30 protein-coding genes are annotated in these 25,097 nt (G+C 58.7%); 22 read left to right on the top strand and 8 right to left on the bottom strand.

Annotated elements, in window-relative coordinates:
* The first annotated feature begins 207 nt into the window (after positions 1-207).
* A complete protein-coding gene (locus tag AD662_RS20075; protein WP_082308769.1) occupies positions 208-690 on the top strand; it encodes a nuclear transport factor 2 family protein in 483 nt (160 codons plus the stop codon).
* A gap of 141 nt (positions 691-831) precedes the next feature.
* Complete coding sequence (locus AD662_RS20070) at positions 832-1,059, top strand: integrase (RefSeq protein ID WP_003204158.1); 228 nt, start codon at positions 832-834, stop codon at positions 1,057-1,059.
* A 13-nt stretch (positions 1,060-1,072) separates the two neighbouring features.
* Here the strand turns inward: AD662_RS20070 and AD662_RS20065 are convergent, their stop codons facing one another.
* Complete coding sequence (locus tag AD662_RS20065; protein WP_053189608.1) at positions 1,073-1,552, bottom strand: GNAT family N-acetyltransferase; 480 nt, start codon at positions 1,550-1,552, stop codon at positions 1,073-1,075.
* 75 nt (positions 1,553-1,627) lie between these two features.
* A complete protein-coding gene (locus AD662_RS20060; RefSeq protein ID WP_053189607.1) occupies positions 1,628-2,563 on the bottom strand; it encodes a helix-turn-helix transcriptional regulator in 936 nt (311 codons plus the stop codon).
* 566 nt (positions 2,564-3,129) lie between these two features.
* Here AD662_RS20060 and AD662_RS20055 point away from each other — a divergent pair.
* The 9 genes from AD662_RS20055 (at position 3,130) to AD662_RS20015 (ending at position 9,658) form a co-directional block, all read left to right on the top strand.
* Positions 3,130-4,479: an MFS transporter gene (locus AD662_RS20055; RefSeq protein ID WP_053189606.1), complete on the top strand. Its 1,350-nt coding sequence runs from the start codon at positions 3,130-3,132 to the stop codon at positions 4,477-4,479.
* 101 nt (positions 4,480-4,580) lie between these two features.
* Positions 4,581-5,279 (top strand): fumarylacetoacetate hydrolase family protein, encoded by a 699-nt coding sequence (locus AD662_RS20050; protein ID WP_053189605.1) that lies wholly within the window; start codon positions 4,581-4,583, stop codon positions 5,277-5,279.
* A gap of 21 nt (positions 5,280-5,300) precedes the next feature.
* A complete protein-coding gene (locus tag AD662_RS20045; protein WP_053189604.1) occupies positions 5,301-6,059 on the top strand; it encodes an SDR family oxidoreductase in 759 nt (252 codons plus the stop codon).
* A 32-nt stretch (positions 6,060-6,091) separates the two neighbouring features.
* Positions 6,092-7,048, top strand: coding sequence for a 2-hydroxyacid dehydrogenase (locus AD662_RS20040; RefSeq protein ID WP_053189603.1), 957 nt, complete (start codon positions 6,092-6,094; stop codon positions 7,046-7,048).
* Between the two features lie 150 nt (positions 7,049-7,198).
* Positions 7,199-7,486, top strand: coding sequence for a type II toxin-antitoxin system Phd/YefM family antitoxin (locus tag AD662_RS20035; RefSeq protein ID WP_053189602.1), 288 nt, complete (start codon positions 7,199-7,201; stop codon positions 7,484-7,486).
* Positions 7,476-7,784, top strand: a complete 309-nt coding sequence (locus AD662_RS20030; protein ID WP_235862363.1) for a type II toxin-antitoxin system RelE family toxin — start codon at positions 7,476-7,478, stop codon at positions 7,782-7,784. Before AD662_RS20035 ends, AD662_RS20030 begins: the two co-directional genes overlap by 11 nt.
* 183 nt (positions 7,785-7,967) lie before the next feature.
* Positions 7,968-8,549 (top strand): hypothetical protein, encoded by a 582-nt coding sequence (locus AD662_RS20025; protein ID WP_139212998.1) that lies wholly within the window; start codon positions 7,968-7,970, stop codon positions 8,547-8,549.
* A gap of 49 nt (positions 8,550-8,598) precedes the next feature.
* Positions 8,599-9,162 (top strand): GNAT family N-acetyltransferase, encoded by a 564-nt coding sequence (locus AD662_RS20020; protein ID WP_053180843.1) that lies wholly within the window; start codon positions 8,599-8,601, stop codon positions 9,160-9,162.
* A gap of 94 nt (positions 9,163-9,256) precedes the next feature.
* On the top strand, positions 9,257-9,658 hold the full coding sequence (locus AD662_RS20015; protein WP_053180840.1) for a PaaI family thioesterase: 402 nt from the start codon (positions 9,257-9,259) through the stop codon (positions 9,656-9,658).
* A 94-nt stretch (positions 9,659-9,752) separates the two neighbouring features.
* On the opposite strand, the gene AD662_RS20010 is transcribed toward AD662_RS20015, so the two are convergent.
* On the bottom strand, positions 9,753-10,094 hold the full coding sequence (locus tag AD662_RS20010) for a hypothetical protein (RefSeq protein WP_053180837.1): 342 nt from the start codon (positions 10,092-10,094) through the stop codon (positions 9,753-9,755).
* A 117-nt stretch (positions 10,095-10,211) separates the two neighbouring features.
* Here AD662_RS20010 and AD662_RS20005 point away from each other — a divergent pair, with 117 nt between their 5' ends.
* The 9 genes from AD662_RS20005 (at position 10,212) to ybiA (ending at position 17,190) form a co-directional block, all read left to right on the top strand.
* Positions 10,212-11,021 carry a helix-turn-helix domain-containing protein gene (locus AD662_RS20005; protein ID WP_053189642.1) on the top strand — a complete coding sequence of 270 codons (810 nt, stop codon included), beginning with the start codon at positions 10,212-10,214 and terminating at the stop codon, positions 11,019-11,021.
* Positions 11,022-11,038: 17 nt separating this feature from the next.
* Positions 11,039-11,404 carry a VOC family protein gene (locus AD662_RS20000; RefSeq protein ID WP_018613677.1) on the top strand — a complete coding sequence of 122 codons (366 nt, stop codon included), beginning with the start codon at positions 11,039-11,041 and terminating at the stop codon, positions 11,402-11,404.
* The gene (dapF, locus tag AD662_RS19995) at positions 11,395-12,198 is read left to right on the top strand and encodes a diaminopimelate epimerase (RefSeq protein ID WP_053189601.1); all 804 of its coding nucleotides are present in this window, start codon (positions 11,395-11,397) and stop codon (positions 12,196-12,198) included. Before AD662_RS20000 ends, dapF begins: the two co-directional genes overlap by 10 nt.
* A 354-nt stretch (positions 12,199-12,552) precedes the next feature.
* A complete protein-coding gene (locus tag AD662_RS19990) occupies positions 12,553-13,041 on the top strand; it encodes a GNAT family N-acetyltransferase (RefSeq protein ID WP_053189600.1) in 489 nt (162 codons plus the stop codon).
* A 99-nt stretch (positions 13,042-13,140) separates the two neighbouring features.
* Positions 13,141-14,238 (top strand): sterol desaturase family protein, encoded by a 1,098-nt coding sequence (locus AD662_RS19985; RefSeq protein ID WP_053189599.1) that lies wholly within the window; start codon positions 13,141-13,143, stop codon positions 14,236-14,238.
* Positions 14,235-15,050, top strand: coding sequence for a suppressor of fused domain protein (locus AD662_RS19980; RefSeq protein WP_053189598.1), 816 nt, complete (start codon positions 14,235-14,237; stop codon positions 15,048-15,050). Before AD662_RS19985 ends, AD662_RS19980 begins: the two co-directional genes overlap by 4 nt.
* 70 nt (positions 15,051-15,120) lie before the next feature.
* Positions 15,121-15,735, top strand: a complete 615-nt coding sequence (locus AD662_RS19975; RefSeq protein ID WP_053189597.1) for an alpha/beta fold hydrolase — start codon at positions 15,121-15,123, stop codon at positions 15,733-15,735.
* 89 nt (positions 15,736-15,824) lie between these two features.
* Complete coding sequence (locus AD662_RS19970) at positions 15,825-16,448, top strand: SMI1/KNR4 family protein (RefSeq protein ID WP_053189596.1); 624 nt, start codon at positions 15,825-15,827, stop codon at positions 16,446-16,448.
* 178 nt (positions 16,449-16,626) lie between these two features.
* Positions 16,627-17,190 carry a riboflavin biosynthesis intermediates N-glycosidase gene (gene ybiA / locus AD662_RS19965; RefSeq protein ID WP_053189595.1) on the top strand — a complete coding sequence of 188 codons (564 nt, stop codon included), beginning with the start codon at positions 16,627-16,629 and terminating at the stop codon, positions 17,188-17,190.
* Positions 17,191-17,322: 132 nt separating this feature from the next.
* On the opposite strand, the gene AD662_RS19960 is transcribed toward ybiA, so the two are convergent.
* Positions 17,323-18,603, bottom strand: a complete 1,281-nt coding sequence (locus AD662_RS19960) for an HAD family hydrolase (protein WP_053189594.1) — start codon at positions 18,601-18,603, stop codon at positions 17,323-17,325.
* Between the two features lie 252 nt (positions 18,604-18,855).
* Between AD662_RS19960 and AD662_RS19955 the strand changes: the two genes are divergently transcribed.
* Positions 18,856-19,626: a DeoR/GlpR family DNA-binding transcription regulator gene (locus tag AD662_RS19955; protein ID WP_018613693.1), complete on the top strand. Its 771-nt coding sequence runs from the start codon at positions 18,856-18,858 to the stop codon at positions 19,624-19,626.
* 8 nt (positions 19,627-19,634) lie between these two features.
* Here the strand turns inward: AD662_RS19955 and AD662_RS19950 are convergent, their stop codons facing one another.
* Entirely contained in the window at positions 19,635-21,161 is a 1,527-nt protein-coding gene (locus AD662_RS19950; RefSeq protein ID WP_053189593.1) for an MFS transporter, read from the bottom strand.
* A gap of 184 nt (positions 21,162-21,345) precedes the next feature.
* Here AD662_RS19950 and AD662_RS19945 point away from each other — a divergent pair, with 184 nt between their 5' ends.
* A complete protein-coding gene (locus AD662_RS19945; protein WP_018613697.1) occupies positions 21,346-22,206 on the top strand; it encodes a LysR family transcriptional regulator in 861 nt (286 codons plus the stop codon).
* 121 nt (positions 22,207-22,327) lie between these two features.
* Here the strand turns inward: AD662_RS19945 and AD662_RS19940 are convergent, their stop codons facing one another.
* The 3 genes from AD662_RS19940 to AD662_RS19930 form a co-directional block, all read right to left on the bottom strand.
* Complete coding sequence (locus tag AD662_RS19940; protein WP_053189592.1) at positions 22,328-23,014, bottom strand: HD domain-containing protein; 687 nt, start codon at positions 23,012-23,014, stop codon at positions 22,328-22,330.
* A gap of 47 nt (positions 23,015-23,061) precedes the next feature.
* Complete coding sequence (locus AD662_RS19935) at positions 23,062-23,427, bottom strand: hypothetical protein (protein WP_053189591.1); 366 nt, start codon at positions 23,425-23,427, stop codon at positions 23,062-23,064.
* 116 nt (positions 23,428-23,543) lie between these two features.
* On the bottom strand, positions 23,544-25,004 hold the full coding sequence (locus AD662_RS19930) for an L-lactate permease (protein ID WP_053189590.1): 1,461 nt from the start codon (positions 25,002-25,004) through the stop codon (positions 23,544-23,546).
* Positions 25,005-25,097 lie beyond the last annotated feature (93 nt).

The raw sequence follows: 25,097 nt of genomic DNA, 5'->3' as shown, positions 1-25,097 counted from the left end.
CTGGGGCAAGAAGGTCGCTAAGACTGAAGGCAGAAAGGCACGGTAAATTGCTTGATGAACGGCTGCTCGTGGAGCCTCGCCACTGAATAGCATCAGGCAACCTCACAGCAGTATCGGGCAAAGGTTTCTGGGCACATGCCGTTAAGGTTCTCCTGGAAGAGCGTCTTATCAACTGCATTGCTGTGAGAGAACATCATGACCAGATGGGTGAATTTCGCTTGGCGCGTCCAGGCGCTTGCACTGTCTTTAATATTTTTTACGAACAACGTCTGGGCTTCGGAAAACACCCAGCACGCGAATGCGACTCTGGTCCGCCAGGCGTTCACTCACTGGCAGCAGGGCAAAGGCACGGTGTTCGATCTGCTGGCGCCCAATGCGAAATGGACCGTGGCCGGGACGAGTCCTGTTTCCGGTGTCTATAACAGCAAGGCTGAGCTGGCCCAAGTTGTGCGGCCGATTACTGCGCGACTGGCAACACCGATTGTCCCCACGGTGCAGAGCATCGTTGCTCAGAATGATGTCGTGGTTGTTCTGTGGAACGGAACCGCCACGGCGCTTGATCACAAACCCTACAACAACACCTACCTGTGGCACATGACCTTCAAGAATGGTCAGATCATTGAAGTCACAGCCTTCCTGGACACCTACGTGTTGAACGATCTTATGCGGCGCGTAAAACCCCCACAGTAGTGGCTGGGCTATCTTGTTGGCTGTGAAGCAGTTCGCTTTTGCGTAGCGTGCTCTTCAAAAGGTTGACTCGATTCAGAACAAAAACCGGAAATGCGTGGTCTTTGTCAGTACCCCAAGTTCGTCTCTCCCTGAGGTCGCACAATGAGTCTGATCGATTGCCCTGAATGCGCTTCCCGAATTTCCGACAAGGCCTACGCCTGCCCACATTGCGGCAATCCTTTCCGGGAGCCGAGTTTCCGCCTGACCGAAAAGAACGTGGGGCAGATTGCCGGGGTGACCGGCGTCTGGCTCACCGCGCCCTGGATCGCGCGGATGGTCTTTGGTGTTGTGGCCGTGATTGCGGTGGCCGCGGTGTTGATTCTGCGGTGACTGTGTCGATTGGCTAGCTAGCCGGGCCCGTCGTGCCGCTCTGCCGAACATAATAGTTGTCGAACTCGCTGCTTTCGACGAATTGGAAGCCATGGCGGATGTAAAAGCGATTCGACGCGCTTTCCTTAAGGGCGCCGACCCTGAGCGGGAGCGCGGCCGCATCCGCTTCGTTGAAAATATGATCGAGAACAGCAGCGCCTATTCCTGATCCTTGCGCGCAGGGCCTTATATACAAGTGGTCAAGCAAGAGTTCATGGCTGAAAGGCTTGACCACAACGAACCCGACCCTCTTTCCCGACACCTCGATGTGGCGTGTATGGCAGGGTTGGAAACCACCAAGAAACCGCTCGCGCGCCCGCACCGGATCAAATCGCCCCACACGCTCAAGGCTTTCGCGCATGGCCTCGATTCGAATGCCGGCCAGATCCTCCGAGTCGCTTTGTTGAGTGGGGACCAGAATGACGGGAGGGTTTTGCTTGGGGGTGAGGGCCATTGTTCACGCTCTGATTTTCATCCGGGAAGCCAGTATAGATAACCTGACGATGCCGGCTCATCGCGTCGGAAGTACCTAGCCATTGTTCAACGGCAACTGCGGACTGTCCGGATTCAACTGCTGGCGCCTGAACTGCCCCGGCGGCTGTCCATGTATCTGGCGAAAACGCCTGGAAAAATATGCCTCGTCGGCAAACCCGCATAACCTCGCCACTTCGCCCACTGGCCGTGTTCCATTGAGCAAGTAATTTCGCGCCGCATGCATCCGGCGTTCGAGCACCAGTTCGGTGAAGGTCTTGCCGATTTCCTTGCGCAGCCAGTGGGTCAGGTACGTCGGCGACAAGTAAGTCGCCGCGGCCACTTTGATCAGGTTGAGGTCAGGGTCGGCGATGTTCTTGCGCAGGTACTCGGACATCCGGCCCAGCGCATCGCGTCGGCTGACTTCGGCGGCGTTCTCTTCGGCCAAGCGCTTGAGCGGCTCGGCGTACAAGGCGCAAACGCTGCCGATCAGTTGCAGCAACAAGCCCTTGAGCATCTCGCGGGTGCCGAACTGACGGTTCTGGTCCAGGCCACGCATCTGCTCGATCAGCGCGCAGGCTTCGGCGAAATCCTCATCCCCCAGAATGAAGTCCAGGTGTTCCTGGAAACGGAACGGCGACAGTTCCGGCGCCAGCAGAATCGAGACCTCTTCCAGGTCCATCGGATCGCACTGCAGATGCGGCAGCAGGAACGTCTGGGAAAAATTGATCACCATGAAGTTGCTCTCGGCCGGGTGCGGAATCACGTGCACGCGGTGGGGCAGGATGAAGGCCAGGGTGTTGCGCGGAAACGGACGTTCGACGTTGCCAATGTGTTGCACGGTGTCGCCGCCAAGGTTGATCTGGATCTGGAAGTATTCGTGGCGGTGCGGGCTGGTTTCGGCGCGCCGGCCCTTTTTGTCGCGGATGTAGAAATCCGTCAATTCGCTGCGTTGCTGCATGACGTAGGTGGGGACTCGGCTCGGTGATGACATCTCCTGGGAATCCTTTGCGGTGCATGACGGTGATGACGATTGTGACGGTGCATCTGGATGATTTTCAAGAAGTCATACGATGACAAAGCTGTTGGCGTGAATTTTCTGCCTCTCGACAATGGAGGGCGCTTGTCCAAAAAACGATAAGTTCTAGTTTGTTAATTTGTGTTTTAAAAACAAATAGTTAAGTTGATCTTATAAAGATTCTGAAAAAATTCACCAATCTGATTTTTTTGGACAGGTTCCTTGGACGCGGTTTTAAACGGGAAAAATGATCTAACAGTTCAGTTGATTTTGAGTTGTTGTACGACCACTGTTGAGCCACGCAACCCGACCCTCCATCCAAAAACAATCAAAAGGTGCGCACGTCATGAACCTGTTCCTGCTTCACGCTGACCCTCCCGACCGCTCCTGCAACAGATCCTGTTGCAAGGCGTCTTCGAACACCTGACACCGGCTGTTCGTACCTCTCATTCCAGTAGCGATTGTTCTGCCCCGGCATCGAGGGCATTGATTTCGGCTGCTCGTAAACATTTCGACGCTTCTAACAATAACGAGGTCCACTCATGTCGAATTCCCATACCTCCCAGACCGCCGCCGCACCGGTGGTTGCCGGCGCCCGGGACGCCGCAGTGCCAGAGCGTCTGCCGTCGCGGCGGCGTTGGTTCATGCTGTCGTTGCTGTTGATCGCGACGATCATCAACTACATCGACCGGGTGAATATCTCGATTGCCGCGCCGTTCCTCGCCAAGGACCTGGGCCTGGACAAGATCGAGATGGGCCTGATTTTTTCCGCGTTTGCCTGGACTTACGCGATCGCGCTGGTGCCGGCCGGCTTCATCGCCGATCGCTTCGGTTCCCGGTTCACCTACGGGGTATCGCTGATCAGTTGGTCGACTGTCACCGTGTGCCAGGGCTTGGCCACGGGCTTCGCTTCACTGTTCGGTCTGCGCCTGGCCGTCGGCGCGATGGAAGCGCCGGCGTTTCCGGCCAACAGCCGGGCGGTCACGGTGTGGTTCCCGGCGCGGGAGCGGGGCCTGGCCAGTAGCATTTATGTCTGCGGCCAGTACTTGGGCACGGCGCTGTTTACCGGAGCGCTGCTTTGGCTGGCCACCACCTATGACTGGCGCCATGTGTTCTACAGCACCGGCGCACTCGGCATCGTCTTCGGTGTGGCCTGGCTGTTCTTGTATCGCGACCCGATGAACTGCAAGAAAGTCAGCAAGGAAGAACTCAAGTACATCGAAGCCGGGGGAGGGCTGGTCAAGAGCAGTCAGGAGCGCACCCGCTTCAACTGGCGGCAGATCGCCGAGCTGTTCAGCTATCGGCAGGTCTGGGCGATTTGCATCGGCAAGTTCGCCAGCACGTCGGCGCTGTACTTCTTTCTCACCTGGTTCCCCACGTACCTGATCGAAGAGCGTCAACTGACCATGATCAAGGCCGGGATCTTCGCCGTGCTGCCGTTCGTGGGTGCGACGGTGGGCATCCTGCTCGCCGGGATCGTGTCCGACCTGCTGATCCGTCGCGGCTACTCGCTGTCCTTCGCCCGCAAGTTGCCGTTGGTGGTCGGGTCGATGCTGGGCATGTCCATCGTCCTGGTGAATTTCACCGATTCGAACGTGATCTGCATCGCCGTGCTGACGATTGCCTTTTTCGCCCAGGGCATCGCTTCGTCCTCGTGGGCGGCGGTATCGGAAGTGGCGCCAAAGGAGCTGATCGGACTGACCGGCGGGATCACCAGCCTGGCGGCCAACATCGGCGGGATTGTCACCCCCATCGTGATTGGCGCAATCGTCCACAAGACCGGTTCATTCGCCTTGGCCTTCTGGTTCATCGGCGGCGTGGCGCTGATCGGCACCTTGTCCTATTCGTTGCTGCTTGGCCGTTTGTATCGCATTGAACTCAAGGTGCGCTGAACTCGGAAAAAACCGTTTTTCTCCAACACGAGGCGGCATTCCTCCAACTTCGCCAGGGATTGCCGCCGTACGCTGACGCTTCCAACAGGACTTTTACCAGGATGAACATGCCCGAGTATGTCTTTACCCCGGACCTGCCAGTGACCTTGCCGGTTGTCGGCACCCCGCAGCGTTTTCCCGTCGGCCGGGTCTTTTGCGTGGGTCGCAACTATCCCTGGCCCGATACCCAGGGTGAATCCCGAGTGCCACCGGTGTTTTTCATGAAGCCTGCCAACTGCGTGGTGGAAGCGGCCGGTGAGGTGACGTTTCCATCGGTGACCGAGGAGTTCGCCCACGAAATCGAATTGGTCGTGGCCATCGGTGAGGGCGGCGCCAACATCCCTGAGAGCCAGGCGTTGGCTTATGTGTGGGGCTACGCGGCGGGTCTGGATCTAACCCGGCGTGATGTCCAGCGCATGGCCAAGCGCAACGGTTTGCCATGGGAGGGCGCCAAGGTGTTCGACGGCGCCGCGCCAATGACCGCCATCGTGCCGGTCTCGCGGGCGGGGCACCCCGATGGCGAGTTGTGGTTGAACGTGAACGGCCAGGAGCGCCAGCGCGACAGCCTCGACAGCCATATCTGGTCGGTCAGTGAAGTGATCGCCCGCATCTCCCAATCGGTGGCGCTGCGGGCCGGCGATCTGATCATGACCGGCAGTCCGGCAGGCGTCGATGTGTTGCAGCCGGGTGATGTCATCACGGCTGGCATCGATGGCGTTGGCGAATTGGAAATGCGCGTCGGTCCGCGTTTGTCTTACTGATTTCGAGAAAGGAGAACCCACATGTCCAACACATTGAAAGTGGCTTTGGTGACTGGCGCTGGCAGCGGGATTGGCCGTGCGGTGGCCTTGGGCCTGATGGAAGACGGCTACACGTTGGTGTTGGCCGGTCGCCGGCCAGAGCCCTTGCAGGCATTGGCCGAGTTGGCGGCCAGCCAGGGTCGCGAAGCTTTGGCGGTGCCCACTGATGTACGCGATCCGGTCAGTGTCGATGGGTTGTTTGCAACCATCGCCGAGGTCTACGGGCGCCTGGACGTCGTGTTCAACAACGCCGGAGTCAACGCGCCCGCCGTGCCACTGGATGAGCTGACGTTCGAGCAGTGGCGAAACGTGATCGACACTAATCTCAACGGCGTTTTCCTTTGCGCCTGTGGCGCCTTCGGCCTGATGCGCCGGCAGCGGCCCCAGGGTGGACGGATCATCAACAACGGTTCGATCTCGGCCCACACCCCACGACCGTTCAGCAGCGCCTACACCGCCAGCAAACACGCGGTGCTGGGGCTGACCAAATCCCTGGCCCTGGACGGACGTGAATACAACATCGCCTGCAGCCAGATCGACATCGGCAACGCCCTCACCGAGATGTCCGTGCGCATGACCAAGGGCGTACGCCAGGCCAACGGCAGCATCGCGGTGGAGCCGATGGTGGACGTCAAGCACGTCGCCGACGCGGTGCGCTACATCGCCGGCCTGCCGTTATCGGCCAACGTCCTGAACATGACCGTCATGGCCACGGCCATGCCGTTTGCCGGTCGTGGTTGAGCCAGTCTTTTTAATTCTGTTACGAGGTCTACATGAAGCCAGAAGTCTTGCAACTCAGCCCGATCCTGATCCCTGAAATCAACGCCCGGCTCAACGAGCTGTTCACGGTGCGGCGCTATTTCGAGCAGGCCGACAAACAAGCCTATCTGCAAGAACACGGTGCCAATATTCGCGGTGTGATCACTGGAGGGCATACCGGCATCAGCCAGGCGCTCATGGCCCAGCTGCCCAAGCTGGAAGTGGTGGCAGTCAACGGCGTAGGCACCGATGCCGTGGACCTGGCCTACGCCAGGGATCGCGGAATCCGCGTGACGGCCACCATCGGCGCGCTGACCGAAGATGTCGCCGACCTCGCGATTGGCCTATTGATTGCCGTGTGTCGCGGGCTGTGCACCGGTGACCGTTACGTGCGCTCCGGCCAATGGCCCCAGAGCCCGACGCCACTGGCCCCGCTGCCATTGGCCCGGCAGGTGTCCGGCATGCGCATCGGCATCGTCGGCATGGGCCGGGTCGGTCGCGCCGTGGCAATCCGCGCCGCCGCGTTCGGTTGCCCGATCAGCTACACCGACCTGCAACCCATGAGCGACGTGAACCACACCTTCGTCGCCGACCTCAAGCAACTGGCCCGCGACAGCGACGCGCTGATCCTCGCGGCCGCCGCGGACAAGGCTGAAGCCATCATCGATGCCGAGGTGCTGCGCGCCTTGGGCCAGGGCGGGTATCTGATCAATGTGGCCCGGGGCAAACTGGTCAACGAGGCCGACCTGGTCGCGGCGCTGACCGCTGGTGAAATCGCCGGTGCGGCGCTGGATGTGTTTGTCGATGAGCCGCATGTGCCTGAGGCATTGTTTGGCAATGAACAGGTGGTGCTGCAACCCCACCGCGCGAGCGCGACGTTGCAGACCCGCACGCGAATGGGGGAGATGGTGGTGGCGAGTCTGGTGGATAGTTTTGCTGGGAAGGTGCCGCAGGGTGGTGTGACGGGGTGAGGCGCAAGAGTTGCGGCGTTGCGGTCAAATTGATGGATGTGCTCTGTTGAGCTAGGGGGCGGCAGGTAGGTCTCAGGTGTGCGATGGCTGTGCTTGCTCGATCAGTCAATAAAGACCAAATAACGACCTATTTAAGCGGGAGCCGCCTCCATGCAAATCGTTTTGGCTGATGTGGCCGTCAGCGTATCCGAACTCAAAAAAAACCCATCATCCGTCCTTAACGGCGCCAACGGCGCGCCGGTGGCGGTGTTGAACCATAACCGGGTCATGGGCTACATGGTCCCGGCTAGTGTCTACGAGGCGATGGTTGATCGCTTGGAAGAACTGGAATTGGCGCAAGTGGTCAAGGCACGCATCGAGGCCAACGAAACACCTGTTCGGGTGTCTTTTGACGAGCTTATTGGCGAGGCTGAGGCTGATATCGTCAATGGGCGTTGATTACGATGTCGAATGGGATCCGAAGGCACTCAAGGAGCTTAGAAAAGTTGATGGTGCTATCCGTCTGCAGCTTCTGCGGTTTGCGATGGAGCCGAGTGCTTTCTTGACCGCGGCCTCAGCAAAGGTGACGGCTCATATCGAAACTGTCCCTCTTTCCGTTAGTAACACTTCAGCTCATTACGTTTTGCACGAGGGCTCTCCGGTCGCATATTCAGTTGAAGAGGCCGGTGCCAGTGAATACAACGTGGTGACGTCGAACGGCCGCAGAAAGATAGCCAAAGAGCCGGATAAGGGGTAGGGCAATCATCTGCTGATCAAGGGGCGGGGTTGGTTGTCGATTCACGGAAGTTCAGGATGACACGCGCCCCGATACATCGGCCATTGCAGTCAATCCCCGAACCCTCTATAAAATCTCGCGCTGACATCGCGTTCCTCTCGACCGTCGTTGGCCCTGGATATCTGACCCGCATGGAGCATCATCGTGAGCCAATCGCCACGCCCCCTCAACGCCCAAACTGACATTAACCCGCGCACGACGTCCCGCGTCCTGCGACATGCCTGGAACTTCACTTTACTGACCCTGCTCACCGGCTGCGGAGCGCTGTCGGATGTCCGTTCTTTCTCCACCCCTTACTCAACGCCTGACGGTGGCGAGACCGCGCGCTTGCGGGTGATCAGCGATGGCATGGTCAGGGCCGTACCCAAGTCCGATTGCGTGGACTTCCGCCTGCCGGGCGCGGGCGTCATGGTGGCGTACCGCGATGGCTACGCCAATCGCAACGGCGAAAGCCTGGGCATGCCAGATGACGACAAACACTCATCCTCCACGGTGATGACTGAGTTGCTGGTGCCTGCCGGGCAGCCCATTGCTTTTCATTACATCGGTGCTCAATGCTACAACATGTTCAGTTTTGTCCCTAAGGCAGGGGAGGATTACCAACTGGACGCTGCGGGGCGTTATGAGTGTGGGGTGAGGCTCAAGCAACTGCCCACGGCAACGACGCAACTTCCCCGTTCATTCTTGAAGGACAGCAAACTGTGCAGGGCGACGGATAACTTTTAGCGTGGAGGGTTTTCCAAGGACGCCATAACGTTGAAAAAGGAGTTTCATCATGAACCCCATCCCCACGTTCCAAACCCACCGCCTCATCCTCACACCCCTTGAGCTGACGGATGCACCGGCGATCCAACAGCTATTTCCCCATTGGGAAGTGGTCCGTTACCTGGACAGCCGCGTGCCCTGGCCTTACCCGGATGACGGCGCGCTGACGTACGTGCGCGATCATGCACTCCCGGCTATTGCAGCCGGACGCGAGTGGCACTGGATGATCCGTATTGCCGAAGAGCCGACACAGAGCATCGGCAGCATCAGCCTCTACGACCAGCCTGGCAACAACCGGGGTTTCTGGTTGTCGCCGCAGTGGCAGGGGAAAGGCTACATGCGCGAAGCGTGCGAGGCGATCAACATCTATTGGTTTGAAACCCTGGGGCGCCCCGTCATGCAGGTGCCCAAGGCGGTGGGCAACGAGGCTTCGCGCAAAGTTTCGGAGCATGAAGGCATGCGCCTGATTGCGACGCAGCAGGGGGAGTTTGTCTGTGGGAAGTTGCTTAAGGAAATCTGGGAAATGACGCGTGGGAATTGGCTTGAGAAAAAGGCCGCGTTGGAATCGAATTGAGCAGAGTCAAATGGGTCAAGTCGCCTGTGAACGACAATTCACCACGGTCGTCGCCAGGATCTATCTGTCGGGTTAACGGGTAAAGGAATGTGAAATGGATATTCCACAGGGTTTCAGGCCGTTATTTCGTAGCAGCCCTTTTCTTGACTTACTCGGTCCCTTTTATTATCGGGAAAACTCCGAAGGTTTTACCGTTGGGATTCGGGTGGAAGAGAAACACACCAATGCGCGTGGACTCGCTCACGGAGGATTGTTCATGGCGCTGGCTGATATCGCGCTGGGCTACAGCGCTGCGTTCTCGAAAGATCCGCCCCTTAAGCTCGTGACGACCACGATGACTACTGATTTCGCTGGCTCCGCTAAGATCGGCGATTGGTTGGAGGCTGCCGTAGATATTCAAAAAACCGGTAGTCGATTGGTGTTTGCCAATACCTATATCAGCGCTGGAGAGGAGCGCGTGGTTCGAGCCAGTGCATCTTTTCTGGTGCTCAGCTAGGGGGATGCTGAACTGGCCCAGATGCGTCAGGGAGATCCGAAAGCGGTGCTCGTTGATTGGCCTTGAGCTGTAATCGTCCTCTGCGGTGCGTTGCTTAAGGAGGTGGGTAATCATGAGTACCTGTCACCGGCGATTGACGTCCAAATCCGTTAACGACGATGTACAACAGTGGACCGATTGATACGAAGATGGCCGTGATCACGAGGTAAGGCAGCAGCGATGTGAGCGACCTACCTTTCGCACGGGTGTCCCGGTACATCCAGATGCACGCCATGCAAGCGAGCAAATAGAGATCAATGACTACCTGCGCGGTGTCTGGGCGGGACATGAGCCCGAGGCCGAACGCCAGGAGCGATTGCTCGGCGAGAAACAAAGTACTCGCCGTGTACACGGAAAAAAACAACAGCGTGACAAGTGCGATGTAAGGTTTCTTCACGTTGCCTCCTTGGACAAGTTCATTGATCAGTGGAGGTAGGCTAGTGATTTGACCGTCATGGTTTCAATGACCTCAGAGGTCATCGACGCCGCTCCCCCGCAATGCCAGAGTCAACGGATGACCAGTCGACCTTTTTCTCGAACAACGCCACCAACCTCAGCCGGTGCGCAACTGCGTCACTTGCGCCAACAGGCCGGACTGAGTCAGTTGGACTGTGCACTGATCACGGGGATCTCTCAGCGTCATCTTAGTTGCATCGAGACGGGGCGCGCCAAGCCAAGCCCCGGCACTCTGCATAACTTATTGACTGCCCTGGATGTACCTTTGGAGCGATGCAACGACATCTTCATCGCCAGTGGCTATGCCCCTCGCTACGAAACGACGCCGCTCACGTCTTCGTCAATGGAAGTGGTACGTGATGCCATTAATCATGTACTTCACGCCAATAACCCCGCTCCGGCGATTGTTCTGGGTGCCCAATGGGACATCCTGGCAGCCAACACCAGCGCGGGTGTTCTGTTCGATCTGGTGGGTCTTGCCAGGGATGCAGCCGATGGGCTCAACCTCTTGGTGACACTGCTGCAACCCGGTGGCTTGGGCGATCATTTGAGTAACGCCGAGGAAATAAGATTAGTGGCCTGGCAACGGGCCTCTCGGGAAGCCTTGAGTAATCCCGCGTTGGCTGAGATTCTGAAGAGCCTGCCGGCCCCATACAGCTCTGCAGCGCTGGTTAACGAGCTGCCTCCGCTGTTGCTGACGCGAGTCGAGTCTCCCCATGGGGAGCTGAAGTTCATGTCAACGTTCACCACCTTCGGCATGCCGCTCGACATCACGATGAGCTCATTGCGTATCGAGCATCTGATTCCTGCCGACGCGAAGACCTGGGGGGTGATGACTAAGGCATATGAGCAGGCGCAACACCAATAATGATCAAGGAAGAACACATGCAACCGTCACTCAATCGAATCATGTTGTATGTCCGGGACGTTCAAGCGACCTGCGATTTTTATGAGCGTCATTTCAGTTTTACCAGTGAAAGAAAAGTCGATGACCGCGTCACCGAATTGAGCCCTGCAAACGGTGGCGCGATCCTGATGGTTCACCCGGCAGGGAAGGCCGTTAAAACAGGGCAAGTCACCGTGAAGCTTGTCTTTGATCTTCAGGACGTTGAGGGTTTCAAGGCCAAGTGCCTGGCCCAAGGCCTGAGGTTTGGTGCTACGCACAGGGCGGATGGTTATTCTTTTTCCAACGCCAAAGACCCCGACGGTAATTCCATTTCCATCTCCAGCAGGGCGTTTGCATGCAGCTGAACTTTCAAAAGATGCATGCCAATGGCGATGACTTCGTTATTGTCGATTCGCGACATTCGGCCAACCCGGTGACGAGCGCCATGGCCCAGCGAATGGGGGATCGGAACTGGGGTGTGGGCTTCAACCAACTCGCGGTGTTGCTCGATTGCGACGATGCCGATGCGCGCGTGATGTTCTGGAACGCGGATGGCTCCGCGCTGGATGTTTGCGGCAGCGCGACGCGGGGGGCGGCGGATATGCTGATGCGCGAAGCAAATGTTGCTTCGGTTGCGTTGCGCACTAACCGCGGTCTGCTGACGTGCAAACGTACTCCGACGGGCGACATTTCCGTCGATATGGGAATGCCGCTTTTTGGCTGGTCGGACATTCCTTTGGCGCACGCATTGGACACCGCCGCCTTGCCACTGGCCGGCAGTCCAGCCGCGTGCAGCATGGGAAATCCGCACTGCACCTATTTTGTCGATGATCTGGCAACCGTTGATATCGCGACGATTGCCCCGGCTATTGAAACCAACGCGTTATTTCCGCTCAAGACCAACGTTCATTTCGTCCAGATAATTGATCGCACGCATATTCGGTTGCGCATCTGGGAACGCGGTGCGGGTATTGCTCTGGGTTCAGGTTCTTGCTCGTGTGGCGCGGTTGTTAATGGGATTCGTCGTGGTTTGTTGGACAGCACCGTCGAGGTTGAATGTGATGGTGGAAGTGTGACGGTTCAATGGGATGGCGTGGGCGCGGTCTTTCTTATCGGGCCGGTGGAGGCGAGTTTTTCGGGGGCGATGAGTCAAGGCTGAGTCGGTAGGTGTTTCAATCCTGGAGCAGGGATTTGCAGGACATTCAGTGCGTCAAGAAAGTCTTCATTTGAGTCAGTTTGCGGATTTCTCTTAGCTCGCAGCAGCTTTTAACGCGTTCAGGCTGCGCTTCACAGAACGGGTACCCACCGCCAATCTCCTGTGGGAGCGAGCTTGCTCGCGAAGGCGGCAGCAAGTTACAACATGGTTTGAATAGATACACACTCCGTGGCGAGGGAGCTTGCTCCCTCGCCACAGGACTATGGAGATTTGCATCATTTCTCGATGATCCTGAGCCACGGCCAGCGAGCTTGATCACTTTTCGCGCACCAAGTGCATAGATCTCAAGGACGCCCAATGCAATTGCAAAGCAGGCCAGTGATGGCTGATGACATCAAGACCCTCTGTAGCTTTGCGCAGGACGCTCGGGAACTGTTCTATATGTTCCCGAAAGCCCAATACCCTCTGACTGAGGCTCAGCTGTCTGAGGCTATCGCTCAACGATTCGATTCGACGGTCATCGAGGCTGGGAACCGTGTCGTTGGTTTTGCTAACTTCTATCGGGCTGAAACGGGCGGGGTTTGCTGTATCGGTAATGTCATCGTTGCCCAAGAGGCTCGAGGTAAAGGCGTTGCCAGTTTTCTCGTGGAAACGATGACGGCCCTGGCGTTCGACCGCTATGACGCCACTGAGGTGCAGGTATCGTGTTTCAATGAAAACACGGCAGGCTTGCTGCTTTATCCAAAGCTGGGCTTTTTGCCCTTTGCTATAGAAGAGCGAGTTTCTCCAGATAATCGGAGAACCGCACTCATCCATATGCGTCGTGTTAGATCGGGCCGCCTCTAGATTTTTTTGAGCGGCCACCCCCAGAAATGCCTGAAAACCCAAGCCCAGCCCAACGCGACTGATTTACAATGCCGTTCCTTCGACAGAGACCGGCCTTTCGTGGATGCGTTTTCCCTTGTCTATCAACACCTGAGCGCATGGGTAATCGCACCCGTCACCCAGCAGTTCCTCGGCATTTTCAACCTGAACGGCCGCCTCGGGATCCTGTTTCTCTGCGCTTCCTACAGCGTCGCCTATGGCTTGTTCCGCTACAGAAAACACCGCGGCCTGACTGACGCTCGTTCGTTCTGGCAATTCATAGGCGGCAGCCAGGTGCATCTGCATCGCTCGGCACTGCTGGACTATCGCTACTACTTCGTCCGGGCGATTCTCAAGATTGCCTTGGTGTTGCCCATTGTTCATCTGGTCGATCCGTACATCCTGCGCTCCGGGGATTACCTGGCTTTTTTCAGCAACCTCTGGGGCGCGCGTCCGCGTCTGGGGGAGAATCTTTCGCTCGCCTTGCTCTATGGGCTAGGGGTGTTCCTGGTGAAGGATTTCGTCCACTACTGGGCGCACCGGGCGTTTCATTCGCGCTGGCTCTGGGCGTTTCACAAGGTTCATCACTCGGCGCCCGTGCTGGTGCCGGCTACGGCCAGTCGGGTGCATTTTGTGGAGAAGATCGTCGAGAAGCTTGGCGCTACTGCCTGCCTGGGCCTTTTCGCGGGTGGTTTCTGGTACGCCTGTGGTGGTGAGATCAGCCGCTACACGTTGTTCGGCGTGACGTACCTGGTGTTCATCTTCAATAGCCTGGCGGCCAACTTGCGTCACACCCATGTCTGGCTGTCCTTTGGCCCGGTGCTGGAACATGTGCTGAACAGTCCGGCCCAGCACCAGATCCACCACAGCGATGCACCGCGTCATTTCAACCGCAATTTCGGCGTCAACCTGTCGCTGTGGGACTGGATGTTCGGCACGCTCTATGTCACCCGCTTGCAGCCCGAGCACTTGCGTTTCGGCACCGGAGAACAGGACCACCAGCGTTACCTGACGGTGTATAGCCTGATTGTCACGCCTTTCGTCGAAACTGCCCGCAAGTGCCTGCCCGCGTTTTCATATCAACGCCAACACGCCACAATGCGCCCAACGCCTGCCATCGGATCAGCGAGAGCTGACACAGGTGAGGCTCAGCGAAAAACCAGCAAGGAACGCCCATGAATTTCTTCAAGAAGCTCTTCGGTTCATCGAAACCCCCTGAAACCCAAGACGACCAGCCTGCGCCGCAATCCCACGAGCTTGGCGACCTGACCGAGGCTGAAGCCGCCAATCTGGCCGTCCGGGAAGCCGGCGCAGCGTGCCTGGATCGTCATTGGAGCGCTGTCGGCACGGTCGAGCGGGATGTCCTGGCCTATCTGATCAGCCCGACCTTTTCCGGCGGCCCGTACTGGCCTTCGACCCGCCAGGCCTACCGTGTGGTTCGCCGTGGCGACACGATCATTCTCGCCACTGAAGGCCTGTCCGATCCATTCGATGATGCGGAAGGCATGGGCAACGGCTTCGAGATGGAATTGTTCGTCGAAACCGCGGATATCCCCGAGCACGCCTATGGCCCCGTGGGGGAGGTCGATCCTTTCAAAGGCAGCTGGGCCTTCGAGCTGCTGGAGCACGTCGCCAAAACGGTGGCCGACGCTGGCGGCATCACCCACCAACTCGACCAGTACGGGACGCTATCCCTTGAACTGCCCGGGCTCAGCCAATCGCATCACATGAGCGATCAACTGCCCAAACTCTTCGTGACCGATGACGACTCCACCGGCGTTCTGCTCGGCGCGCCGACACCGGATTTTCCTACCCAACTGGATGACATGCCCTTGTCTCCGGTCAGATTGGTGCCGGTGGTCTTGATTACGGCGGCGGAGCTGGAGTACGTGCGTTCGGGAGGGCGAGCGGCGCGGGAGGATCTGGTGAGTCGTTTGAAGGCGGCGGGTGTTGGGCATATGAGCAGCCTGCATCGGGCGAGTGTGGTGTGAGGCTGGAGCCGGTCATCGAACCTGGCGGCCTCCTGCTGACTCTTTCAATCCCATCTTCAAGGACGAACCCGTGACCGCATCCCCCGCCAAACTCATCTTCTTGCCCGGCGCCTCAGGCAACACCCAGTTCTGGCATCCGGTCGCCGAGCGCTTGGCCCACCCGGCACAGCAAGTACACATCGGCTGGCCCGGTTTTGGAGACACGCCACCCGTTCCCGGCGTGACCGGCATGAGCGACCTGGTGGCGCGTGTGCTGGCCGAGATCGACCGACCCACAGCGCTGGTGGCGCAATCCATGGGCGGTATCGTCGCTGTGCTCGCAGCACTTGAACGCCCTGAGCTGATCACCCACCTTGTGCTGACCGTCACCTCGGGCGGGGTGGACATGTCGGCGCTGGGCGCGCAGGACTGGCGCCCGGATTTTGCGGCGGCCAACTCGACACTGCCGAGTTGGTTTCTCGACGACCGCACCGACCTCACGTCCCGCCTGGTCGAGCTGCGCATGCCGGTCCTGCTGCTCTGGGGCGACGCTGATCCGATCAGCCCCGTTCGCGTCGGCCAGTACCTTGCCCAACTGTTGCCCCGCGCTGAACTGCACGTTTTCCCTGGCGCCGATCACAGCCTGGGCTTTACTCACGCAGATGAGGCGGCGAGGCTGATCGAGAGACATCTGGCCAGCGCGTGAGCGGAGCACTTGTTATCGACGTGTCGGACTGATTGTGCGGCGCGGCGTGTTTCAAAACCTCCAGGACCCCATACCTTTTCGAGACATCAATGACTGACTACCGCGGACTCATCCTCGAAGACACCCGTGAAGGCGCCACCGAGCGTGCCATCGCGCAACTGGAAAGCAGCCTGGGGGCTCGCTTGCCGGACGACTATCGCCAATTCCTCAAGACCTGCAACGGCGCCTACGTGGAATACGATGTGCTGGCGACCCTGGCCAATGGCGACGAGGAACTGCTTAGTTTTTCACTGTACGGGCTGGACCCGGACAAAGCGTATGAATCCAACCCCTTCGAACTGGAGCAACTGCGGGCCCAGCCCGGCTTCCCCGCAACGGGATTACTGCCGATCGGTCGCGACGGCGGCGCGAGCATCTTGCTGCTGGACCTGCGGGAAGGGCGCCAGGACGTGGCGGCGATGGTGGCGGGCTTGCCTGCCTGGACTGGGCGCCGTCAGCAGGGCGATGAGTACGTGGTGTTGGCGGATACTTTCAATGGCTATCTGGATTCGCTGCATTTATCGCAAGAGCGGATCGAGGAGCATATCAATCACTTCATGATCAGCCCTGAGAGTATTGAGGCGACGTTGGAGTGGTTGGATAAGGGAAGTCCGGGGTGGCGGGAGCGGTATCGGGAATTGTGGAATGCGAGGGTTGTGGATCGGTTGATTTGAAGGCTGATTGGGTGGATGAATTCCGGTCTTGTCCCCTGGAGGCTGTTTACCTCTACTTCCCAAGCCGTCGCCACCATTTCGTAAGCTATGAGCGATGCAAGTGGGCGCTATAGACACGAAGCGGCCTTGGTCAGCACAGTAGCTGTAACTTCGATCTTCAGTCAGCAAGGACATCTCATTGAACGACCCTGAACATGTGAAAGAACTGTGCGCCCGTTTCAACTCTGGAGAACATCTGAAATTTACGTTTTTCTGGGGGCACCAGCGCAGCAAAATTGCCGTTACGGCTTCGTGCTTCAGCCAATGGTTCGAGGCCGGGTTCATTGTCGAGGGGCAGCATTACCCGACAGCCGAACACTTCATGATGGCCGAAAAAGCGGCCTTGTTCGACGATCAGGACATTCGTGCGCAGGTGCTCCACGCTCCTACTCCTAATGCCGCCAAAGCACTTGGCCGCAACGTGCGCGGCTTCAATGATAAGGTTTGGCTGCAACACCGATACGACATCGTCGTTCGAGCGAACCAGGCCAAGTTCTCTCAGAATCCGCAGTTGAACGAATACCTTCTACAAACCGGTTCGAGCGTTATTGTCGAAGCCAGCCCGGTTGATAACATCTGGGGTATAGGGCTCGCACAGGACAACGCGGATGCGAACAATCCGAATCTGTGGAAAGGCTTGAATCTGCTGGGGTTTGCGCTGATGCAGGTGCGAGACGGGACGAGTGTGCCAGCCCCAAGGTAGTGTCCTACTTACAGACTCCCTCGGGCCGGCAGTGGTAGCGATTTTTCGACGCAGAATCATCATTCCCGCAGATACAAGGCGAGTTGCACTGCTGCTCGCGGATGGCCGCCGGCCACCCGCGAGCCAGTGCCATCAAGCCAGCAGCTTAAGCTCGTCTTTACCGTATTTGAGCGATTTCTCGTCTGGAATCATCAGGCCGGTGTGCTCGTCGCGCCCCTGCAGGACGAAGCGGGCGTCCGGCTTGCCCAGTTGGGTCGCGGCCTGTTGGCTGTCGGCGCCGATCTCGCCCTTCTTCATGCGGTTGACGATCACCCCCACCGCCGTATCGTTGAAGTCGCGCAGCATCCAGGCATCGCCATCGCTGTCGCCAGCCACCAACACCGGGCCATAGCCTTTCTGTTTAACCAGCACGTTCTTGATGCCGACGGTCTTGCCCGGACCGTAATTGAAATGCCAGCCTGGCTGATAACGAGTGGTGTACTTGCCGTCTTCCATCGCCATGCGCAGGCCGATCACGTTCTCAGGCGGCACGCCGTATCCGTAATGAGGATTGCCCGCGAACACGCGTACCACATCGTCGATCGAGGCGGTGCTGATATAGACGTCGATGCCGTTGGCGCGCAGCGTGTGCATCAGGCCACGAATCTCCTCATGGATACGAATGCCATGGAAGTGGGTAGCGGCCACCACCCCGGCCTTGCCCGGTAATGTGCGTGAACTCTCGTACTTGACCTTGCGCAGCGCGTCGCCGATGGCGTAGTTGTTGGAAGCCTCGGCCATCGCCTGCAACTCAGCCGTGGTCATGTTCTTGTAGAAATACAGAATCCACTTGTAGCCGATCTCCACCGGGTAACTTTCGCAGAGCGCGTCGTACATGAAGTAGAGCTTGGCGCGAAAATCCTTGTGCTGCTCGCTGGTCTGGATCTCTTCCAGGCTCTTGTTGCCAGCGAGTCCCTTGTAGTTGGCGTGCAACCAGCGGTAATTCGCTTCCACATCGCTGGCGATGTCTTCCATCTTGACCGGCTTGCCGTCCACCGTGGTGTAGTCCTTCATGAACGCGCCGTTCGGCACGTCCTGACGCACCACAGCAGCGAACTCATCAGGCGTCAGCTTGTACTGCAAATGATTGATCTGGTAGACCAGCAGCGCTTCTTCACAGTCGTTCATGATGCAGGTGTTGTCCCAGTCGAACACCGCGTATGGGCGCTGGTCAGGACGGTAGGACGCGCTTTTGACGCCGTGCTGATCGATCACTGCTTGCAGACGCTTTTGGTTAAGCGGCGACCAGCGCGCTGGGTCCAGTGCACTCGGTGTGGCCGCAGGCGTGGCGGCTTGCGTTATGCGGGATGACAACAACAGTGGAGAGACGACGGAAACGGTGGCGAGGGTGTTCAGAAACTGGCGACGCTGCATGGCATAGCTCCTACTTCTAGACGAGAGGTTGCAACCGAGGCGATGGCGAAAGCGTGTTTCGAAATACGGACGAGGGGAAGAGACCGTCCGGCCACGAGGCTAGCTCCAAATACACAAAAAAACAATATTGCCTCAATATTACACAAGCATGCCGCGCAGACCGTGTCAACGCATTGATCCTGGGGCCGCGCCAAACTTGACAGCGACTGACGCCCCTCCACAATGCGTGCTCGAACAGCAGGGACACACGGTATGTGGCAAGAAGAGCGTTACCAGCGGATCCGCGCACTGCTATCGACCTTGCAGCGCGTCACCACCGACCGCATCGTCACGGACCTGAATGTTTCTCGCGAGACAGTGCGGCGCGACCTGGTCGCTCTGGAAGAACAGGGTGAGTTGAAGCGGATACACGGCGGCGCCATCCGCGTTGAGGACGAAGCGCCCATCGCCGAGCGGGCGCAAAGCAACGTCAAGTTCAAGCGTGACCTCGCGCGCGCCGCGGTCAGTCTGCTGTCACATGGGCAGACAGTGTTCATCGACGCGGGCACCACCACCGTCATCCTTGCCGAAGAGTTGGCCAAGCTGGGAGGGCTGACCGTGATCACCAACTCGTTCAACGTGGCACTGCAACTGCGCAACCCCGCCGCGTCGGGCGGTCGGCACAACGAGGTGCTCGTACTGGGCGGTTCACTCGACGATCGTGCGCCGGCGACGGTCGGCAGCACCACGGTGGCGGAAATTGCCCGCTATCGGGCCGACCTGGCGCTGTTGTCGCCGGTCGGCATCGACGCCCAGCGCGGTGCCAGCAACTACGACCACCGCGAAGCCGAAGTGGCGCGCGCCATGGCCGACAATGCCGAAGGCGTAGTCATCCTCGCCGATTACAGCAAGATTGGCGTGGAGAGCCGCGTCGCTTTCTGCCCGCCAGAACGCATCGACGTGCTCATCACCAACCACAAGGCCAGTACCGAAGCGGCGTTCGCCGCACTGAACGCCAAGCTGAAACGTATTGTCCTGGTGTAGGATTACAGTCACTGCTGAGTATGAACGGCTTTGCCCGAACGAAAGACCAGGCAACTCGCCGCCACCAGCACCCACGCGGCAATACCGCCATACAGCATCACCCAGCCAAACCCATGGGCCAAAGCTGCGTTGGCGACATCGATCGGGATCGTAGTCCCCTGGCCAGCCTGCGCCAACACGGCAGAGTTGCCAGCTGAAATACTCTCCGCCAGCAACCTCAGTTGCACCTCATCGGGCGAGCCAGATAACTGGTTGCGCAGGGAAGACAGAATGCCTTCCACCAGGATGAATCCCATCAGCGCGATATTGATTGCAAGACTGATCATACGAGCGCTGATATCGATGCCCGATGCCATGCCCGCACGCTCACTGGGCACCGATCCGGTGGTGGTATTGGTCACAGGCGTGTTGGTCAGCCCCAGTCCGATCCCGGCGATCAGGCAGCCTGGAAGCATTGTCAGCCAGCTGGCATGCGTGACACTGCTACCCCATTTCATCAGCAGGAACCCCAGACCGATGGTGAACAAGCCTGCGGGAATCACCACGTCAGGTCGATAGCGCAGCGCCAGCCGTTCGCCTAACGGGGGGATAGCCAGCGTCGGCAGCGTATAGGCCAGCAGTGCCAGACCGGTGCCGACACTGGCGTAGCCCAGGCTGTTTTGAAAGTACAGAGGCAGGTAGATCATGAATGGCCAGAAGCTGAAGTTCATGCCCGCCGACCCTAGCAAGGCACCCGAGAAGCGACGGATACGCAATACCGAGAAGTCGAACATGGGATCGGCATAGCGTCGCTGCGCGACGACAAAGACGATGAAGCTGACCATTGCCACAACCAGGCTGGCGATGGCCGAACCGCTGGAGAAACCCGTCCCCGCTCCCTGAGTGATGAACCAGGAAAGGCCCAACACTGCCAGCGACAGCGAAATAATGCCCAACACATCCAGCCTGCGACGCTGCGGATCCCGTGATTCATCGACACCAGCGATCACCAGCACCAGCGCGAGCACAGCAATGGGCGCATGCACCAGGAACACCCATTCCCAACTCGACAACGCCACAATACCTGCGCCGATAATCGGACCGAACCCCAAGCCAATGCCGAAGACGATCCCCCAGGCACTGAACGCTTTGCCGCGCGCAGCTCCCGACTGGAATCGGTGAGACAGCACTGCCACCTGACAGATCAGCATGGCACCACCGGACATACCTTGCAGGAATCGGCTGGCGATCAACACGCTGGCGCTTTGAGCCCATCCACAGGCCAGAGAGGTCATGCCGAAAAGCACCAGGCTAATGACAAACACTCGCTTGCGCCCATACCGATCCGCCAGTGTGCCGGTGGCCATCAGCACCGTGGTGCAGGCGATGGTGTAGGCATTCATGATCCACTGCATATCTTTGAAATCGCTGCGCAGAACCGATTCAAGAGCGGGCAGGATTGCCGGTACGCTCGAGATTTCCAGGCCGAACATCAGCGCGGCCAGGCAAACGGCGGCTATGGTGAAAACATCTTTTCGCGAAGAAGAGAACTGCATCGTGATCTTCCAGATCAAGTTGATGGGCACTGGCAAGACCGCCCTGAGGGGCGTTGGTGCGGTCGCCTCACCAGCGTCACCAGACATAACTCCAAGTGACCGGCGGCATTCTGGAAGCAATTAAAAAATGACAGAAATGATTTAATTTCGTAAGTTTCATTAATATTCATCATGAGTGGACTGAATGGACTTCGACCCAGCTCTGTTGCGTGCTTTTGTCGCGATCAAGGAGACCGGTAGTTTCACTCGTGCCGCAGAGCGGCTGCATTTGAGCCAGTCAGCGATCAGTCATCAGATCCGGCGTTTGGAAGAACAGGCCGGTACCGCGCTACTGGTGCGCACCACCCGACGTTTGATGCTGACAGAAGATGGCGAAGATTTTCTGCGCCATGCCGAACACGTCCTCAGAGCGCAAGACGCCCTCTCCCGGCGTTTCGAAGCGTCATCGGTATCCGGGGCCGTGCGCTTCGGTGTGCCAGAAAATTTTATCGGCGATGGCCTGCCGCCGTTACTGACTCGGTTCGCCAGACAATTTCCCGCCGTACGTCTTGATGTAACCGTCGGCACTTACCTCGACCTGCGCGCGCTGGTCGAGGCCGATGGGCTCGATCTGGCCGTGGTCATGGCATTGCCGGGCAGTCAGGTTGGCGGTACCGTGCTGCGCGAAACCCGGTTTGTCTGGGCCGCGGCGCAGAGTTTCGACTTTACCGGCGATTGCCCTTTGCCGCTGGCGTTCGCACCAGCGCCCTGCGTGCACCGCCAGGTGGCCGTAGAAGCATTGGAGCGTTCCACCGTGGATTGGCGGGTCGCCTTTACCTCTCCAAGTCAACAAGGACTGCGGGCGGCGGTATTGGCGGGGCTTGCCGTCACCGCTCTACCGCTAGGAGATCTAGAGCCCGGCATGGTGGTGATTGACGGTCAACATGGCCTGCCGCCGCTGCTGGAGGCTGATTTCAGACTGATATGGAGTGTCACAGGAAAGACCCCTGCGGCCAATGCATTTGGGCAACTGCTGGTGGAGATGTCTGAGTCACCATCGATCTAGAACACGCTGAAAAGAGCAGGAACGAGATGGGGAGCGAGTACTTTGAGGGCCCGCTTCTCGAAGCCATGAAGCGAGTGCAGTCAGGGGAGTAAGTCATCCCTTCGCCGCTTGAATCCAGTCCTCAGTCGAGACGCTCGATGGCGCGAGCAAGATTTGCGCGTGCCTGCTGCTCGAATGCGTCGAAGTACGCTGCGGTCGTATAGATCCGCCCGCGCGCCAGGAATCCCTCCAGGACCTGGCGCCGCTTCTGGCGGTACACAGGCAGAGGCACAAACTGGTACTCGCGGCGAATTTGTTGATCGTATTCCTCGAACCGTTCGAACGATGCCCCAAGGATCGCCAGGTCCGTGTCCACCAATACCGCTTCGTCTGCCGACGCCGGGGCGCCGTCGTGTCGCGTCACCATCACCAGATCGTAAAGCCTGCGTCGCGTTTCATCGCCCAGGCCGCTATCTCGTGCCACGTCGTCCAACCATTGCGCACTGCGCAGCTCGTTGTCGCTGCGAAGGGGGTCGTAGATCACGTCATGGAACCACAGCGCGAGGTCGACTTCTGCGGGAGCCTGGCAGGCCGCGTTGACGCATCGGCGCGCTTGAAGGCATTCCTTCAGGTGCTGGAGGTTGTGGTAGGCGCGGTGCGGCTCGCAGTAGTGTCGAATGAGTTTTTCGTACGTTTCTCGTGACGCGCATCCGACGCCAAGCTCCGCCCAGACGCGAGCCCAGGCGTCGAAACCCGTGACGTCAGCTGCGTCTAGGTCGCCCTGTGGGCTGGCCGGGAATTGACCGTTCTCTTCTGGCGAACCCGTCATTGTTTCTCCTGCGCTTCAAAAATGAAAAAGGCGACACCCATTTCGAATTATTGGGCATCGTCCGCTGGCGCCCCGTAAGGTGCGCCAATCTCAACTCGGTCTGCCTTTACCCAACCGGTGTAGTCGTCGCCGCTCTTGGCGATGAAGTTCACTTCCAGCCATGATTCGTCCTCAAGGCTGGAGTAAACGGTGAGGGAGTCGCCGGGAATTACGAAAATTTTCTTATTGGCACAGGCTTCATCCGGCGCTTCGTGGAAATGCAGGCGCCCGGTGCCAATGACCTTGCCTTGCACCGACGGATGAAACTCAGGCACCGTTCCGGAGATCTTTTCCGCCAGGGCCGAACAGTTAACAGCGGCCTGGCTCAGGCTGCTGAAAAGGCACAGGCACAACACGCTTGAACGCAGATACATCGTGGCGAATCCGTTTGGGGTAGGGGCGTAGGATAGTTAAGTCAGAAACTCTTGGGAAAGAGAAAAAAGGGGACTCGAACAATGGCAGAAAGGGGCGCCCATCTGCCAATACCTTGCTATCCAAACCATCCACTCAGCAACGCCGCGCCCAACGCGACTAACGCGGTATTGAGACAGACCAGCGTGAAGCCAAACCTTACCAGTTCGCCTTCTTCCTTGGCCTGGGTCTTGGCAAGTCCCAGGATCAGCATGACAACCGACAGCGAGCCCAGCGCTGCATGCCCTGCCGAGCTGTTCTGGACGGCAGCCAGCAACAGGCGAGAGGATTCGGGCAACATCGCGATGGCCGGCATGAAGATCGCGTTGCCGCCAACATTCGACCCGGTCATGTAGCCTGACAGCGCGCCAAACAGGGCAACCAGCGACGTCGCGGCGGCGGGCGATAGGCCCGCCAGCAGTTGCATCAAACCCGCGAGGAAGCCGGCCTTCACCATCATCTGCGACATCGCGAGGAAGAAGAAAATGGTCAACAGTGGTCGCTTCGCCCGCGCCACCAGCGCAGCAGGCATGCTGACGTCGAGTGCTGTCTGGCGTTGGGTGTGGCGCGTGTGAAACCCTAGCCCGATCAGCACCAGAACCAGTGCCAGGCCGGGTGAGGCGAGTGGCTTCCAGGTGACCTGGGCGCCCTGTACAACCCAGTGATCCTGCCAAGAGGTGATCGCCCACACCATCTTCAACGCGACAATGCAGACAATCAGCACCAGATACGGCCATGCCTGACGCGGCCATTGCACCGCACCGCGCTCGCTGTCGTTGCGGTGCAGGCGCCACAGCCCGGCAGAGAGTACCGCTGCGGCCGTCACCAGGCCCGCGGCCACGCCGGCCACTTCGGGGCCCAGCCAGCGACTGGCACTGTAAAGCACGCCCACAAACAGCAGCCAGAAAGCCCCCAACGCCCTCCATTCCCGCGAGTCACGAACGCCTGCAAGAAATAGCGCGATTGCACTGAGGACCAAAAAAACCGGTGCGCTGGTCAGTGCCGAGGTCGACGCCAGCGCAGGTGCGTCCAGGTGAACCAACGAAGCACCAATGACCGATGCCAGGCCCAGCGTTCCCCAGGGCATGATTGCCATGCCGGTCAGTGCTATTCGTAGCGCGACCCGACGTTCGAAGAGACTGAGCAGCAGGGGCACCGTGGCAATCAACGACACGCCGAAGCCGGTCATCGCTTCGAGCAACGGTGCCAGTCCAAGAACGATAAACACGACTTGATCGCCGCGTCCAAGCCCCAGCGACCGCACCCATTGGCTAAGCGCCAGGTTCACGCCCATGCGCTCGATAAAAATCACGAAGACCAGACCTGGAACGATCACGAAAGCCGTACTTGCAAACAGCACGGCCGTATCTTGAGCAGCGGCCACCATACTGCCCAGGCGCCACGCGTCGGCAGCGCCGGCGAGCCAGAGCACCAAGACTAATGCAGTGCCTGCAATGGCGGCGTGCATGGGTGGCCGGCGCAGCCCGACGAGCATGGCTGTAACCAACAGGACTGGGGAAAGATGGAACAGTGCGAGCATGCCAATAATATCCTGTGTGTGTTGCGACTAAGGCTGCGTACGCAGACTGCTGGCAAGATAATATTTCTCTTGGCTAGATAAAGGGGTGCGGTT

Origin of the sequence: Pseudomonas kilonensis (genome assembly GCF_001269885.1) — a bacterium.
Classification (GTDB): domain Bacteria; phylum Pseudomonadota; class Gammaproteobacteria; order Pseudomonadales; family Pseudomonadaceae; genus Aquipseudomonas; species Aquipseudomonas kilonensis.
Note: the sequence above shows the minus strand (reverse complement) of the source record. Positions and strands in the feature narration are given on the sequence as shown.

Bases quoted from the DNA above. Each gene is read 5' to 3' on its own strand.
- AD662_RS20070 (WP_003204158.1), top strand. From the start codon at position 832: ATGAGTCTGATCGATTGCCCTGAATGCGCTTCCCGAATTTCCGACAAG.
- AD662_RS20065 (WP_053189608.1), bottom strand. From the start codon at position 1,552: ATGGCCCTCACCCCCAAGCAAAACCCTCCCGTCATTCTGGTCCCCACT.
- AD662_RS20060 (WP_053189607.1), bottom strand. From the start codon at position 2,563: ATGTCATCACCGAGCCGAGTCCCCACCTACGTCATGCAGCAACGCAGC.
- AD662_RS20055 (WP_053189606.1), top strand. From the start codon at position 3,130: ATGTCGAATTCCCATACCTCCCAGACCGCCGCCGCACCGGTGGTTGCC.
- AD662_RS20050 (WP_053189605.1), top strand. From the start codon at position 4,581: ATGAACATGCCCGAGTATGTCTTTACCCCGGACCTGCCAGTGACCTTG.
- AD662_RS20045 (WP_053189604.1), top strand. From the start codon at position 5,301: ATGTCCAACACATTGAAAGTGGCTTTGGTGACTGGCGCTGGCAGCGGG.
- AD662_RS20040 (WP_053189603.1), top strand. From the start codon at position 6,092: ATGAAGCCAGAAGTCTTGCAACTCAGCCCGATCCTGATCCCTGAAATC.
- AD662_RS20035 (WP_053189602.1), top strand. From the start codon at position 7,199: ATGCAAATCGTTTTGGCTGATGTGGCCGTCAGCGTATCCGAACTCAAA.
- AD662_RS20030 (WP_235862363.1), top strand. From the start codon at position 7,476: ATGGGCGTTGATTACGATGTCGAATGGGATCCGAAGGCACTCAAGGAG.
- AD662_RS20020 (WP_053180843.1), top strand. From the start codon at position 8,599: ATGAACCCCATCCCCACGTTCCAAACCCACCGCCTCATCCTCACACCC.
- AD662_RS20015 (WP_053180840.1), top strand. From the start codon at position 9,257: ATGGATATTCCACAGGGTTTCAGGCCGTTATTTCGTAGCAGCCCTTTT.
- AD662_RS20005 (WP_053189642.1), top strand. From the start codon at position 10,212: ATGACCAGTCGACCTTTTTCTCGAACAACGCCACCAACCTCAGCCGGT.
- AD662_RS20000 (WP_018613677.1), top strand. From the start codon at position 11,039: ATGCAACCGTCACTCAATCGAATCATGTTGTATGTCCGGGACGTTCAA.
- dapF (WP_053189601.1), top strand. From the start codon at position 11,395: ATGCAGCTGAACTTTCAAAAGATGCATGCCAATGGCGATGACTTCGTT.
- AD662_RS19990 (WP_053189600.1), top strand. From the start codon at position 12,553: ATGCAATTGCAAAGCAGGCCAGTGATGGCTGATGACATCAAGACCCTC.
- AD662_RS19980 (WP_053189598.1), top strand. From the start codon at position 14,235: ATGAATTTCTTCAAGAAGCTCTTCGGTTCATCGAAACCCCCTGAAACC.
- AD662_RS19970 (WP_053189596.1), top strand. From the start codon at position 15,825: ATGACTGACTACCGCGGACTCATCCTCGAAGACACCCGTGAAGGCGCC.
- AD662_RS19960 (WP_053189594.1), bottom strand. From the start codon at position 18,603: ATGCAGCGTCGCCAGTTTCTGAACACCCTCGCCACCGTTTCCGTCGTC.
- AD662_RS19955 (WP_018613693.1), top strand. From the start codon at position 18,856: ATGTGGCAAGAAGAGCGTTACCAGCGGATCCGCGCACTGCTATCGACC.
- AD662_RS19950 (WP_053189593.1), bottom strand. From the start codon at position 21,161: ATGCAGTTCTCTTCTTCGCGAAAAGATGTTTTCACCATAGCCGCCGTT.
- AD662_RS19945 (WP_018613697.1), top strand. From the start codon at position 21,346: ATGGACTTCGACCCAGCTCTGTTGCGTGCTTTTGTCGCGATCAAGGAG.
- AD662_RS19940 (WP_053189592.1), bottom strand. From the start codon at position 23,014: ATGACGGGTTCGCCAGAAGAGAACGGTCAATTCCCGGCCAGCCCACAG.
- AD662_RS19935 (WP_053189591.1), bottom strand. From the start codon at position 23,427: ATGTATCTGCGTTCAAGCGTGTTGTGCCTGTGCCTTTTCAGCAGCCTG.
- AD662_RS19930 (WP_053189590.1), bottom strand. From the start codon at position 25,004: ATGCTCGCACTGTTCCATCTTTCCCCAGTCCTGTTGGTTACAGCCATG.